The 12,840-nt window shown below is 67.5% G+C and carries 16 protein-coding genes and 1 other RNA gene; 5 read left to right on the top strand and 12 right to left on the bottom strand.

Translation table 11 applies throughout. The annotated features are described in order from the left end of the window. Nucleotides 1-96: 96 nt before the first annotated feature. Together rnhA and AC1D2E_RS26700 are read right to left on the bottom strand one after the other, a co-directional pair. Complete coding sequence (gene rnhA / locus AC1D2E_RS26705) at nt 97-546, bottom strand: ribonuclease HI (RefSeq protein ID WP_478171488.1); 450 nt, start codon at nt 544-546, stop codon at nt 97-99. Beyond that, nucleotides 543-1,337, bottom strand: coding sequence for a class I SAM-dependent methyltransferase (locus AC1D2E_RS26700; RefSeq protein ID WP_478200190.1), 795 nt, complete (start codon nt 1,335-1,337; stop codon nt 543-545). Before AC1D2E_RS26700 ends, rnhA begins: the two co-directional genes overlap by 4 nt. Here AC1D2E_RS26700 and gloB point away from each other — a divergent pair. Next, entirely contained in the window at nt 1,336-2,133 is a 798-nt protein-coding gene (gloB, locus tag AC1D2E_RS26695; RefSeq protein ID WP_478200189.1) for a hydroxyacylglutathione hydrolase, read from the top strand. The two genes, AC1D2E_RS26700 and gloB, sit on opposite strands and share 2 nt — an antisense overlap. Further along, on the top strand, nt 2,130-3,677 hold the full coding sequence (locus tag AC1D2E_RS26690; protein ID WP_478200188.1) for a transglycosylase SLT domain-containing protein: 1,548 nt from the start codon (nt 2,130-2,132) through the stop codon (nt 3,675-3,677). Before gloB ends, AC1D2E_RS26690 begins: the two co-directional genes overlap by 4 nt. 21 nt (nt 3,678-3,698) lie before the next feature. Here the strand turns inward: AC1D2E_RS26690 and AC1D2E_RS26685 are convergent, their stop codons facing one another. The 7 genes from AC1D2E_RS26685 to dnaX form a co-directional block, all read right to left on the bottom strand. Further along, a complete protein-coding gene (locus AC1D2E_RS26685; RefSeq protein WP_478200193.1) occupies nt 3,699-4,490 on the bottom strand; it encodes an ABC transporter permease in 792 nt (263 codons plus the stop codon). A 103-nt stretch (nt 4,491-4,593) separates the two neighbouring features. Then, nucleotides 4,594-5,427: an ABC transporter ATP-binding protein gene (locus tag AC1D2E_RS26680; RefSeq protein WP_478200192.1), complete on the bottom strand. Its 834-nt coding sequence runs from the start codon at nt 5,425-5,427 to the stop codon at nt 4,594-4,596. Between the two features lie 50 nt (nt 5,428-5,477). After that, complete coding sequence (locus AC1D2E_RS26675; protein ID WP_478200187.1) at nt 5,478-6,512, bottom strand: ABC transporter substrate-binding protein; 1,035 nt, start codon at nt 6,510-6,512, stop codon at nt 5,478-5,480. Nucleotides 6,513-6,623: 111 nt separating this feature from the next. Next, nucleotides 6,624-6,755, bottom strand: a complete 132-nt coding sequence (locus AC1D2E_RS26670; RefSeq protein ID WP_478200191.1) for an MAPEG family protein — start codon at nt 6,753-6,755, stop codon at nt 6,624-6,626. Between the two features lie 9 nt (nt 6,756-6,764). After that, a complete protein-coding gene (recR, locus tag AC1D2E_RS26665; protein ID WP_478200186.1) occupies nt 6,765-7,355 on the bottom strand; it encodes a recombination mediator RecR in 591 nt (196 codons plus the stop codon). 17 nt (nt 7,356-7,372) lie between these two features. Beyond that, nucleotides 7,373-7,705, bottom strand: coding sequence for a YbaB/EbfC family nucleoid-associated protein (locus AC1D2E_RS26660; protein WP_012747441.1), 333 nt, complete (start codon nt 7,703-7,705; stop codon nt 7,373-7,375). 214 nt (nt 7,706-7,919) lie between these two features. Continuing rightward, nucleotides 7,920-9,749, bottom strand: coding sequence for a DNA polymerase III subunit gamma/tau (gene dnaX, locus AC1D2E_RS26655; RefSeq protein WP_478200185.1), 1,830 nt, complete (start codon nt 9,747-9,749; stop codon nt 7,920-7,922). A gap of 111 nt (nt 9,750-9,860) precedes the next feature. Here dnaX and AC1D2E_RS26650 point away from each other — a divergent pair, with 111 nt between their 5' ends. Both AC1D2E_RS26650 and ffs read left to right on the top strand, forming a co-directional pair. After that, nucleotides 9,861-10,982 carry a M12 family metallopeptidase gene (locus tag AC1D2E_RS26650; protein WP_478200184.1) on the top strand — a complete coding sequence of 374 codons (1,122 nt, stop codon included), beginning with the start codon at nt 9,861-9,863 and terminating at the stop codon, nt 10,980-10,982. 38 nt (nt 10,983-11,020) lie between these two features. After that, nucleotides 11,021-11,117: signal recognition particle sRNA small type (gene ffs / locus AC1D2E_RS26645), an RNA gene on the top strand. Nucleotides 11,118-11,208: 91 nt separating this feature from the next. Here ffs and AC1D2E_RS26640 read toward each other — a convergent pair. The 3 genes from AC1D2E_RS26640 to AC1D2E_RS26630 all read right to left on the bottom strand — a co-directional run bounded on the left by AC1D2E_RS26640 (nt 11,209) and on the right by AC1D2E_RS26630 (nt 12,590). Continuing rightward, nucleotides 11,209-11,502, bottom strand: a complete 294-nt coding sequence (locus AC1D2E_RS26640; protein ID WP_478200183.1) for a GYD domain-containing protein — start codon at nt 11,500-11,502, stop codon at nt 11,209-11,211. A gap of 282 nt (nt 11,503-11,784) precedes the next feature. Continuing rightward, complete coding sequence (locus tag AC1D2E_RS26635) at nt 11,785-12,177, bottom strand: hypothetical protein (protein WP_478200182.1); 393 nt, start codon at nt 12,175-12,177, stop codon at nt 11,785-11,787. Continuing rightward, nucleotides 12,174-12,590: a hypothetical protein gene (locus AC1D2E_RS26630; protein WP_478200181.1), complete on the bottom strand. Its 417-nt coding sequence runs from the start codon at nt 12,588-12,590 to the stop codon at nt 12,174-12,176. Before AC1D2E_RS26630 ends, AC1D2E_RS26635 begins: the two co-directional genes overlap by 4 nt. Nucleotides 12,591-12,644: 54 nt before the next feature. On the opposite strand from AC1D2E_RS26630, the gene AC1D2E_RS26625 reads away from it, so the two are divergent. After that, on the top strand, nt 12,645-12,830 hold the full coding sequence (locus AC1D2E_RS26625) for a hypothetical protein (protein ID WP_478200180.1): 186 nt from the start codon (nt 12,645-12,647) through the stop codon (nt 12,828-12,830). Nucleotides 12,831-12,840: the final 10 nt, after the last annotated feature.

Below are 12,840 nucleotides of genomic sequence, written 5' to 3'. Positions count from 1 at the left end.
CCCCAGGTTGGCTCACTTCGTGAGCCGCCCACCCCCTACCGGGGGCAACACCAGCAGCCCGGCAAAGCCGGTTCTGCGGTGTTTCGCGAAGGGAATTCAGAGCCTGCCAAGTGCCCGGTCAACACCCTTGTTCGCGAGGGCATCCGCGCGCTCGTTGCCCGGGTCGCCCGAGTGGCCCTTGACCCAGCGCCATTCGATCTGGTGGCCGCCTTCGGCCACCAGCTTGTCGAGTTGCTGCCAGAGCTCGACGTTCTTCACCGGCTGCTTGGTCGAGGTGCGCCAGCCCTTGGCCTTCCAGCCCCGGATCCACTCGGTGATGCCCATCCGCACGTATTGGCTGTCCAGGTAGAGGACGACCTTGCACGGGCGCTTCAGCGCACCGAGGCCCTCGATCACCGCCTGCAGTTCCATGCGGTTGTTGGTGGTGTTGAGTTCGCCGCCGAAAAGCTCTTTCTCGGTGGCGCCCGACTTGAGCCATGCGCCCCAGCCGCCGGGACCGGGGTTGCCCTTGCAGGCACCGTCGGTGTAGATCTGTACTTCGTTCAAAAACCGCTTCCTTCTTCTAGCTGGCCGCCATTGTCGCGCCCCCGGTGCATCTTGCCGGCAATCGGCACCGGTGCACTGGCGCGCGAGGCGGCACGGCGCCAGTCGGCGCTCAGCAGCCGCAGCCCGCGCACCCTTTTCACCGCCACCAGGAAATAGACGGCACCGAAGATCGGCCACCAGCGCTCGCCAGCCGCATCGAACCAGCGGCAGCGCTCCAGCCAGGCGTCGCTGCGGACCGCCGGCCGGTAGACGCCGAAGCGGCCCGACTCGACTTCGAAGCTCAGCAGCCGCAGCCAGTCGCGCATGCGCCGGTGGCCGATGAAATCACCGGCCTCGGGCAGGAACAGCTCGCCGAAACCGAGTCGCCGGTACAGATGGGCCCGCCGCTGCCGCATGCCCCAGAGGCTGGCCGGGTTCAGGCCGCAGATGACGACCCGGCCCTCGGGCACCAGCACCCGCTCGACCTCGCGCAGGGTCGCGTGGGGATCGGGACTGAGTTCGAGCGCGTGCGGCAGGACCACCAGGTCGAGGCTGGCGGCCGGAAAAGGCAGGGCCGTGAAGTCCGTCAACAGCGCCGCGGCGCCGGCCTGGGCCGGATCGGACAGCGCCAGCCACCGGTGCGGCATGCGATTGGCGCGCAGCGCCTGCACCTCGCCGAGGCCCAGCTGCAGCGCGTGATAGCCGAAGATGTCGGCCACGGCCTGGTCGAACTGGGCCTGCTCCCAGGCCAGCAGATAGCGGCCCGGGGGGGTCTCGAACCAATCATGCAAACCTATAATTTGACCGCTCATGACCCTCGTTCCGCTGCCCGCCTTCGCCGACAACTACATCTGGATGCTGCAGGATGGGTACAACGCGATCGTGGTCGACCCAGGGGACGCCGGGCCCGTGTTCGATGCGCTCGGACGCCGGAATCTGCAACTGGCCGCGATTCTAGTCACGCACCACCACGCCGATCACACCGGCGGCGTGGCGGCGCTGCACGCGGCGACCGGCGCGAAGGTCTTCGGCCCCGCCCGCGAGCGCATTCCCGAGCCGTACACGCCCCTCGCCGAGGGCGGCCACGCCGAAGCGCTGGGCCTGCGCTTCGAAGTGATCGACATTCCCGGCCACACCGCGGGCCACATCGCCTACTTCCTGCCGGCCGATCCGCGCAACGCCGCGGCCGCCGAACTGGCACCGCTGCTGTTCTGCGGCGACACCCTGTTCTCGGGCGGCTGCGGACGCCTGTTCGAAGGCACGCCGGCGCAGATGCTGGCCTCGCTCGAGGCCCTGGCCGCGCTGCCGGGCGACACCCGCGTCTGCTGCGGCCACGAATACACACTTGCTAACCTGAGATTTGCGCAAAGCGTGGAACCCGGCAACCCGGATCTCACTCAGTACACGGCGCACTGCGAAGCATTGCGCGCGCGCGGTGAGCCCACGCTGCCCTCGCAGCTGGCGACCGAGCGCCTGATCAATCCTTTTCTTCGCAGCCGCGAAGCCACTGTCAGCCGGGCGGTCCACGCTCACGCCGGCCTGCCCGCACCAGCGGCGCCCGCCGAAGTGTTCGCCGCGCTGCGCCAATGGAAGAACGACTTTCGATGAAATTCCTGCTAGCCGCCTGCCTCGCGGGCTCCTTGTTCCTCGCGGGCTGTGCCACCGGCACCGGTTCATCGCCGGGCGGCGCTTCGGGCAGCGCCTCGCCGGTGTATCCGGGCGGCAGCCTGAAGCCGATCACCTCGGGCGACACCAAGTCGCGGCCCGTGGTCACGCTGGCCCCGCCCACCGACATGTGGGATCGCATCCGCCGCGGCTTCAAGATGCCGAACCTCGACAGCGAGCTCGTGCGAGACCGCGAGCAGTGGTATGCCAGCCGGCCCGACTACATCCAGCGCATGACCGAGCGCTCGAACCGCTACATCTTCCACATCGTCGAGGAACTCGAGCGCCGCGACATGCCGACCGAGATCGCGCTGCTGCCCTACATCGAGAGCGCCTTCAATCCGCAGGCCGTGTCGAGCGCTCGCGCCGCCGGCATGTGGCAGTTCATGCCGGCCACCGGCACCGACTACGACCTGAAGCAGAACATCTTCCGCGACGACCGGCGCGATGTCGTGGCCTCGACCCGCGCAGCGCTCGACTACCTGCAGCGTCTCTACGGCATGTTCGGCGACTGGCAACTCGCGCTGGCCGCCTACAACTGGGGCGAAGGCAACGTCAGCAAGGCGATCGCCAAGAACCAGCGGGCCGGCCTGCCCGCCACCTACAGCGACATCTCGATGCCGGCCGAAACGCGGCTCTACGTGCCGAAGCTGCAGGCGGTCAAGAACATCGTCGCCGATCCGGCGCGCTTCAACGTCGACCTGCCGCTGATCGCCAACCACCCCTACTTCCAGACCGTCACTCTCAAACGCGACCTCGACGTCGCCTTGGCGGCCAAGCTGGCCGACGTGCAGGTCGAGGACTTCCGCGCCCTCAATCCCTCGGCCCACAAGCCGGTGCTGCTGGCCGCGGGCACGCCCGAGATCCTGCTGCCCTGGGACAACGCCGCGGTCTTCCAGCGCAACTTCGAGGCCTACAGCCAGGGCCAGTACGCCAGCTGGACCGCCTGGACCGTGCCCTCGACCATGACGGTGGCCGATGCGGCGCAGCGCTCGGGAATGAGCGAGGCCGACCTCCGTGCGGTCAACAACGTGCCGCCGCGAATGCTGATCAAGGCCGGCTCGACACTGATCGTGCCGCGCAGCGCCCGGGTCCAGGAAGACGTCGCGGCGGTGGTTGCAGACACCGGACAGCTGAGCTTCCAGCCCGAGATCGTGACCCGCCGCACCGTGGTCAAGGCCGGCCGCCTGGACAGCGTCGCCAGCATCGCCCGGCGCTACAAGCTGAGCCCGGCCAGCGTCGCCGAATGGAACGACGTCAAGGCGAACCACACCTTCCAGCGCGGCTACGAGGTGGTGGTGTTCCTGCCCGTGCGCACCTCGCGGACCGCCAGTGTGGGTTCCGGCACCAGCCGCGCCCACGCGGCCGCGGAACCCAGGAGCAAGGCCACGACCGTGCCTGCCAAGGTGACAACGAAGACGTCGAGCAGCAAGCAGGTCGCGCACGAGCCGCGCGGCGGCACGCCTTCGAAGAAGAAGAAGCACTGACCGGCCCCCCGCCCGGCGGGCTCAGAGCTTCTCGGTCTCGCCGCTGCGCGGCTGCCACTTCATGAGCCGCTTCTCGAGCACGCCGACGATGGCGTCGAGCAGCAGCGCGAAGGCGGTCAGCACCACGATGCCGGCGAACACCGTGTTGACATCGAAGGTGCCTTCGGCCTGCAGGATCAGGTAGCCGACGCCGCGCGCCGATCCCAGGTACTCGCCGACCACCGCACCCACGAACGCCAGCCCCACCGAGGTGTGAAGGCTGGAGAACACCCAGCTGGTCGCGCTCGGCAGGTACACGGTGCGCAGCAGCTGCCGCTGGCTGGCGCCGAGCATGCGCGCGTTCGCCAGCACCACCGGGCTCACTTCGCGCACGCCCTGGTAGACGTTGAAGAAGACGATGAAGAAGACCAGCGTGACCGCCAGCGCCACCTTGCTCCAGATGCCGAGGCCGAACCAGAGCGCGAAGATCGGCGCCAGGATCACGCGCGGCATCGAGTTCGCCGCCTTGATGTAGGGGTCGAAGACCAGGCTCGCGGTCGGCGCCAGCGCCAGCCAGAGGCCGCAGGCCAGGCCCAGCACAGTGCCGATCACGAAGGCCAGCACGGTCTCGAGCAGCGTGGTTGCGAGGTGGAGATAGATGTCGGCGTTGCCCGCCAGGCCCTCCGGGAACAGCCGGTTGGGCGGGATCGCGAACGGCATGAACCAGCTCCAGATGCGGCCCGCGACCTCGATCGGTTCACCGAGAAAGAAGGCGAACTGCGGGTTGCGCGAGGCAGCGTGCCAGGCCACCAGCAGCACGATCAGCACGGCCATCTGCCAGAAGCGCGCGTTGCTTTCGCTGGGTCGGATGCGCAGGGTCACTGGCGCACCTCCGCACAGCAGCGCTTCGGTATTCGCCTTCGGGCGCCCGGGCGTCTCATGCCGCCTTCCTCAACTGCTGCGCGTAGCCCTTCAACACCTCGTCGCGCAGCACGTTCCATATCTGCGCATGGAGCTCGACGAAGCGCGGATGCGTGCGAACCTCGGCCACGTCGCGCGGGCGCGGCAGGTCGATCGTGAATTCGCCGATGGGATGAGTCGCAGGCCCGGCCGACAGCACCACCACGCGGTCGCTCATCGCGATCGCCTCATCGAGATCGTGGGTGATGAAGAGCACGGCCTTCCGACCTCGGCGCCCGTCGCTCGGCGCCGCCCATAGTTCCAGCACCTCGTTCTCCATCAGCTGACGCGTCTGGATGTCGAGTGCGCTGAAGGGCTCGTCCATCAGGATGATGTCGGGGTCGAGCGCCAGCACCTGGGCCAGCGCGGTGCGCTTTCGCATGCCGCCCGAAAGCTGGTGCGGATAGCGGTCGCCGAAGCCGGCGAGGCCGACGCGCGCGAGCCAGGCCTCGGCCCGTTCTTTCGCCTGCGCATCGGGCATGCCGCGGTACTGCATGCCCACCATGACGTTGTCGAGCGCGCTGCGCCACGGCATCAGGGCTTCGCTCTGGAACATATAGCCGGCGCGCCTGTTGATGCCCGAGAGCGGCTCGCCGAAGACCCGCACCATGCCCGACGACGGTTCGAGCAGGCCGGCGCCGACGTTCAGCAGCGTCGACTTGCCGCAGCCGGTCGGACCGACCACCGAGACGAACTCGCCCTCGCCGATCCGCAGCGTGGTGTCGGCCACCGCCGTGTAGCGCTGGCCGTGGTCGTCCTTCGAGCGGAAGGTGCATTGGATATCGATCAGTTCGAGCGCGTGGTCGGCCATGGGCTTGAAAGAAGAAACCCGGCCGAGGCCGGGTTGCAGAGACACCGCGGTCAGGCTTTGAACCTGTCCTTGGCACGCCGCGCAAAGTCGTTGGTATAGAGCTTGGCGAGATCGATCTTGTCGGCCTTGACCGAGGAATCGAAACTCGCGATGGCGTTGAGTGCGGTCTTGGGACCATCGGCCGGCACCAGTCCATCGATGGCGATCGCTTCGCGCACCTTGTCGAATGACGCCAGGTACAAGGCCCGGTCGCCCAGCAGATAGGTCTCGGGCACGGTCTTGATGATGTCGCCCGGCCCGGCGGTCTGCAGCCACTTGAGGCCATGGACGATGGCGTTGGCGAGCGCCTGGCAGGTGTTCGGATTTTTCTGGATGAATTCCGACGAGGCATAGAGGCAGGCGGCCGGCATCAGTCCACCGAACACCTCCTGCGTGCCCTTGAGCGTGCGGGTGTCGCTGATGATCTTCACGTCGCCCTTCTGTTCGAGCATGGTCATCACGGGATCGGTGTTGCTGATCGCATCGATCTGGCCCGAGCGCAACGCCGTGAGTGCGCCGGCGGCGACGCCGACGCCGATGAAGCTCACGTCGCTGGCCTTCAGGCCGCCGCGCGACAACACCAGGTTGACCACCATGTTGGTGGAGGAGCCCGGCGCCGAGACACCGATCTTGCGGCCTTTGAGGTCGGCGATGCCCGCGTAGGTGGGCATGTTCTTGGTCGACACCCCGATCGCGATCTGCGGTGCGCGGCCCTGGAGCACGAAGGCCTGGAAGAACTGGTTCTTGGCCTGCAGGTTGATGGTGTGCTCGAAGGCCCCGGAGCAGACGTCGGCCGAGCCGCCGACGACCGCCTGCAGTGCGCGTGCGCCACCCGAGAAATCGGAGATCTCGACATCGAGCCCCTCGGCCTTGAAATAGCCGAGCTGCTCGGAGATCGTGAGCGGGAGGTAGTAGAACGCAGCCTTGCCTCCGACCGCGATCGACACCTTGGACTTCTCGAGCTTCGGCTGGCCGTAGACCAGCGGCGCCCCGATGGCAGCCGCGCCCAGCGCAGCGGCGACGGTGAAGGTACGGCGATTGAGCATGAGTGGGACCTTCGGGCTCTCTGTCGTGTGATTCGAATCGAGCTTAGGGGCGCCCCCCTGCCCCTGCATCGGGAACATCCCGTGCGGGTTTTTACGTAAACACGAAGGCCGCTATCGACCGGCGAACAGGATCGCGATGTTCACCAGGAAGCCGAGGGCCCAGACCGCACTGCGCAGCGAACTGCGATTCGCGATGTACAGCGCGACATGGACGATGCGCAGCAGCACATAGGCGGCCGCCAGGCTATGTGGTCAGCGGCGGTCCACCAACGCGTGGGCGATGGTGCCGAGGTCGACGTATTCGAGCTCGCTGCCGGCCGGCACGCCGCGCGCGAGCCGCGTCACCGAAAGCCCGCGCTGCTTGAGCGCATCGCCGATCACATGGGCCGTGGCCTCGCCCTCGGCAGTGAAATTGGTGGCGAGGATCACCTCGCTCACGGTGCCGTCGAGCGCGCGCTCGAACAGCTTCGCGAGCCCGATGTCGTTCGGCCCGATGCCGTCGAGCGGGCTCAGCTTGCCCATCAGCACGAAGTAGTAGCCGCGGAACACGCCGGTGCGCTCGAGCGCAGCCTGGTCGGCCGGCGTCTCCACCACGCAGAGCTTGCTGGCGTCGCGCCGCGCATCCTGGCAAACGCTGCAGATCACGCCTTCGGTGAAGGTGTTGCAGCGCTCGCAATGGCGCACGTTGGCGGCCGCCTGCTGCAACGCGCGCGCGAGCTTCTGGAGGCCTTCGCGATCGTGCTGCAGCATGTGGAAGGCCATGCGCGAGGCCGACTTGGCGCCGACGCCGGGCAATCGGCGCAGTGCTTCGACCAGCGCTTCGAGCGAACTGGAATCCGCCATCGAGGGCCGATGAAAGCTCAGAACGGCAGCTTCATGCCGGGCGGCAGGCCAGGCATGCCGGCCGTCAGCTTGCCCATCTTCTGCTCGCTGGTTTCCTCGGCCTTGCGCACGGCGGCATTGAAGGCGGCGGCCACCAGGTCCTCGAGCATGTCCTTGTCGTCGGCCAGCAGGCTGGGATCGATGGTGATCCGCTTGACGTCGTGCTTGCAGGTCATCACGACCTTGACCAGCCCGGCGCCGGATTCACCCTCGACCTCGATGGTGGCCAGTTCTTCCTGGGCCTTCTTGAGGTTGTCCTGCATTGCCTGCGCCTGCTTCATGAGGCCGGCCAGTTGTCCTTTGTTGAACATGTGGATCCTGTCGATCGTTGAAATAAAGAGTTTAGTCAGTTGAGGACAGGGCAAAAACTGCTGCGCAGTTTCTTGATCTGTCCCGCAAGGTACCAGTCAGTCGAGGACAGAGCAAAAACTGCTGCGTAGTTTCTTGATCTGTCCCGCAAGGTATCAATCAGTCGAGGACAGAGCAAAAACTGCTGCGCAGTTTCTTGATCTGTCCCGCGAGGTGTCAGGCGGGACGCAGCGTACCGGGAACGATCTTCGCGTCCCAGTCGCGCATCATCGACTGCACCTCGGGGTCGTTGCGGATCGCTTCCTCGGCGACACGCTGGCGCTCGTCGGCCGCCTGCTTGTTGCGCCGGGCCGGACTGTCGGCCACGGCGCCGATCTCGATCGCGATTCTGACGCCATGGCCCATGGCCGCCAACGCGGCCTGCAGCTTCTCGCGGCTGCTGGTCTGGTTGAGCGACTCGCGCTCGACGCGCAGCAGCCACTGGTCGACATCGCGCGCCACCAGCTGCGATTGCAGGGCAAGCTCGCGCGCCAGCGCGGTGATGGCCTCGGCCACCACCATCTGTGTCACGGTGGCGTACCAGAAATCGCCCTCCTCGCTCGGCGGTATAGGCGCCGAGGGCGCGGAGGATTCGGCCTCGCGGGCGCCTGGCGGCGGCTGCACCCTCACCGGCATCGCCATCACCCTCGCCGGTGCCGGCGCGGGGCCGGCGGCGGGCGCGGGCCTCGGCGGCGGCGCCGCGCTCAACGAAGGCGCCTCGACCACCGGCAGGCGCTGGCCGGGCGGCGCATGCGATGCGGCAGCTGCCACCGATGCGGCAGGCACCGGGGCCGGGGCGCGCTCGGCGGCCACCACGGGTCGCGGGGGCGATTCGGCAGGTGGCGCGGCCCGGGGCGCATCGGCAAGCGCGCGCCCAGCTTCATTCAGAGTTTTTTTTTCCGCTCCGGCCGCGCCGGCGGGCTTGAAGGCCAGCAGGCGCAGCAGCACCATCGTGAGCGCCGCGTACTCGTCGGGTGCCAGGCCGAGCTCGCCCCGGCCATGCAGGCAGAGGCTGTAGAGCAACTGGGTCTCGTCGGCCGGCAGCAGCGCCGCGAGGCGCACGGTCTCGGCCGCGTCGCGCGACTCGGCCCGCGAAGGCACGGCCTGCRGCACCGCCATGGCCTGCAGCACGGTGCTCATTTCCTCCAGCGTGGAGGCGGCCGACAAACCATCGCGGCGCAGCCCCTCGGAGGTCTCGACCACCGTCTTGCCGTCGCCCTGCGCAAGCGCCTCGATCAGCCGGAACACATGGCCGCGGTCGACGCTGCCGAGCATCTGCCGCACGCCGGTCTCGAGCAGCTCGCCGTTGCCGAAGGCGATCGCCTGGTCGGTCAGCGACAGGGCGTCGCGCATCGAGCCGCGAGCGGCGCGCGAAATCAGGCGCAGCGCGGGCGGCTCGGCCGGCACGGCTTCGGCCTGCAGCACCTGCGTGAGGTGTTCGAGCACGGTCTCGGGCGCCATCGGCCGCAGATTGAACTGCAGGCAGCGCGACAGCACCGTGACCGGCACCTTCTGCGGATCGGTGGTGGCCAGCACGAACTTGAGGTATTCGGGCGGCTCCTCGAGCGTCTTCAGCATCGCGTTGAACGCGTGCCCGGTGAGCATGTGAACTTCGTCGATCATGAAGACCTTGAAGCGGCCCTGCACCGGCTTGTAAACCGCCTGCTCCAGCAGGGCCTGCACCTCGTCGACGCCGCGGTTGGAGGCGGCGTCGAGTTCGGTGTAGTCGACGAAGCGGCCGGCGTCGATGTCCTTGCACGCCTGGCATAGGCCGCACGGCGTGGCCGTGATGCCGCCCTGCCCGTCGGGCCCTTGGCAGTTGAGCGACTTGGCCAGGATCCGCGACACGGTGGTCTTGCCGACGCCGCGGGTACCGGTGAAGAGGTAGGCGTGGTGCAGCCGCTGCGAGGTCAGCGCGTTCTCGAGCGCTTGCACGACATGCTCCTGGCCCACCATCTCGCTGAAGGTTCGGGGACGGTGTTTGCGAGCGAGCACGAGATAGGCCATCGGCGCATTTTAGGTCGACGCGGCGATCGACTCTGCTGCCGGCCTAGGCCATCCTGCAGATAGATTTCGCGCCGCCCGCGCCTAGCATGAAAAAACCTCGAGGAGACCGACATGCCCACTGCGACCCGCAAGGCGGCCCGTCCGGCCGCGCCCAGCAAATCCAGCCCGCCCGAAGCCGTCGGCCCGCGACGCTATTGCTCGCAGCCGGTGCAGCCGGTCCGGCAGTTCGATATCGGCGTCGCCGCCGGCCGCGCCCGTGCCATCATCGCCGCGAGCAAGAAGTGGGTGAACGGCACCCAACTCACCTACTACTGCTTCAAGCGCGGAGATGGCGTGCCTTCGGCATGGCAGGGGAACACCGCAGACATCGGCGTTGTCGACACCTCTTTCGAAGCCTGGGCCAAGCTCGGCATCGGCATCAGCTTCCGGCGCGTCGAGGCGCCCGAGGACGCCATGGTGCGCATCGGCTTCGATCCTCAGGACGGCTCCTGGTCCTACGTGGGACGCGACGTGCTCAACACCAAGTCGCCACAGGAGCGCACCATGAACTACGGCTGGGCGCTGACCACCGCCTACGGCCACGACACCGCCCTGCACGAGATCGGCCACACGCTCGGGCTGGAACACGAACACCAGAACCCGAACGCCGGCATCTCCTGGAACCGCGAGGCGGTGCTGGCCTATTTCAGGGGGCCGCCGAACAACTGGGAAGATTCGCAGATCGAATGGAACATCCTGCGCAAGATCCCGGTGTCGGAGATCAAGGGCACCACCTGGGATCCGGACTCGGTCATGGAGTACCAGTTCGATGCCGGGCTGATCGTCGCGCCGGAAAAATACCAGGCCGGCCTGCAGCCCAAGGGCGGCCTGTCCTATGCGGACAAGGCCTGGGTGGTGGAGTCCTACCCGGGCGTCAGGGCGCCCACCTCGGCGCCGCTCAAGGTCGGAGTCTCGCAGTTGCTGAAACTCAAGGCCGGCGAGACCCGCACCTTCGATTTCACGCCGCCGCGCACGCGAACCTACAACATCGGCACCTTCGGCGACTCGGACACGATCCTGGTGCTGTTCGAGGTCACGCCGAACGGCAACGTGCAGATCGCGGGCGCCGACGACAGCGGCACCGACCTCAACGCCAAGGTCAGCATGCGGCTGCTGAAGGGCCGCCACTACCAGGTCGGCGTGCGCCTCTACTATGCCGACGCGGCGCTCGAGACCGCGTTGATGGTCTGGTGAAAAGCCGGGGTGCTCGCCGTCGCCTACAATTCCGAGTTGACGGGCCTCCCCGCATGGTGAAGCGGCCAACCGGGTCAGGTGGGGAACCAAGCAGCCCTAACTGCGTAGCCAGTGCCGGGGGTAAGGCTCGTCAACCTAACATCAATGGCGGACTCGGGCCGATCAGCCACCTTCGAGTGAAGACCCCAAGCGTCGCCACGTGGGCCGCTTGAGGTCCGCCAAAAGGCTACGGGAGCTTGGCCAGTATCTTGTCCATCTCCTGGCTCGAATACGCACGCATCGAGTTGATGCGCACATTCCCCTGGCTGGCCGTCGCGATGCTGAACGCCGCCAATGCAAGTTCGTCCTCTGCCTCGAGCACGCAAACGAGGTCGTACTTGCCCATCGTCCAGAACAGCTCCCGCATGGTGACTCCGGCCTTTTTCGCAGCCTCCTTGGCGGCGACCGACCGTTTGGTCGTGTCCTTGACCGATTGAATGCCCTTGTCCGTGAAGCTCATCAAGCCAACGTAGGTGATCATGTCACCCTCCTTCGAGCTGAAGTAGGCGGCCTGTGCCAACTGCCTCTGGCCGACGCGGCCGCCTGCCGTCGATCGAGATCGCACCCAGCGAAATGGCCTGCCCGTCGTTGGCCGGCAGCGCAGCATGATGGAGCGGGGCCTTGCGCAGGCCGGCAAGGGACTTCACCGAGGGGCGACCCGGCGCATGCTACGCGCTTCGCCAGCAGAGGCAAGGGCTGGACCGACGAGCGGAAAACACGATCTCCACCCGGCGTGGCGCCGTCCTGGCGGACCCGCCCCGCATCAGCCGGCGCGCAGCATCTCGGCGGCGATGACCTCGAGTTCGTCCAGGATGGCCCAGCCTTCACCCGCCTCGCCCTCGAGGCTCTCGGTCAACAGCTCGACCGCGAATTCCATCTGCATCGGCATGAAGAAGCGGGCCACCGCGCCCATGACCTGATCGGCGTTGCGCAACGGGCGGCCCGTCGCCGTCTCGGCCAGATACATGGCACGGATCAGGTTCACCTGCGGAAAACTCAGCGGCGGCTCGCCGCAAGTGCCCAGGTACGCGGTCAGGGCGCGAGCGGCACGCTTGCAGACGTTCAAGCTCTGCGGGCTCAGGGCCGTGGCCTGCGCCTCCGCGCGAACGCCCTTCGCCAGCATGTCTGCGGCCGTGGTCGAGCGGTTCGCGGTCATGCTGTCAGGCGGTCGCACGGCGAACCAGGCGCCAGGGCATCGGCCAGGGTGGCGCGCAGATCCTTGGCGTCGAGGCCCAGCATCCGCGTGACGCACTCGGCTTGGGCCTCGGAGAAATGGGCGGGCATCCACGCTTGCAGCAGAAGCGCGGCGCCGGCCGGCGTTTCCCGCCGGACCTGCTCCAGTTCGAGGACCCTGTCGACCTGACTGCGGGTGAAGGGGGCCGGAATGGACGGCATCATCCGCGCCGGACCTGATCCGGACGGTGGCCAGCGAAGGGCCCTGGCGCTGGAGGCGCCCAGGCCGGACAAATTGCAACGAAGCGTAGACATGCCCCGAGCTTCGGTGAACTCGCTGAGGGCAGGCTTAAGGCGATGGCTGCGCATCACCGGCTCGATTGACTGTATTTTCATACAGTGTTTCGAGTAAAATGAGCAGCATCCCAACACCAGACCAAGGCGAGACCCATGACCCTCCTCACGCCCTCGTCCAACGCTGGCCGGGTGCTGCCGTTCGAGCCTCGGCCCCGGGTCGAGAGGCGTTCGTCCTGGCCGTTTCCCGCCGCCCGCGAGCCGGCACCGGCGTCGCAGGTCAAGGCCCGGGCCGCACAGGTCATCGCCACCACCGCGCGCCATTGGCTCGGCCGGCCATGAGCCGAACCAG

This window comes from Variovorax sp. P1_H2 (assembly GCF_056405295.1).
This window is presented reverse-complemented; position numbering and strand designations above follow the sequence as displayed.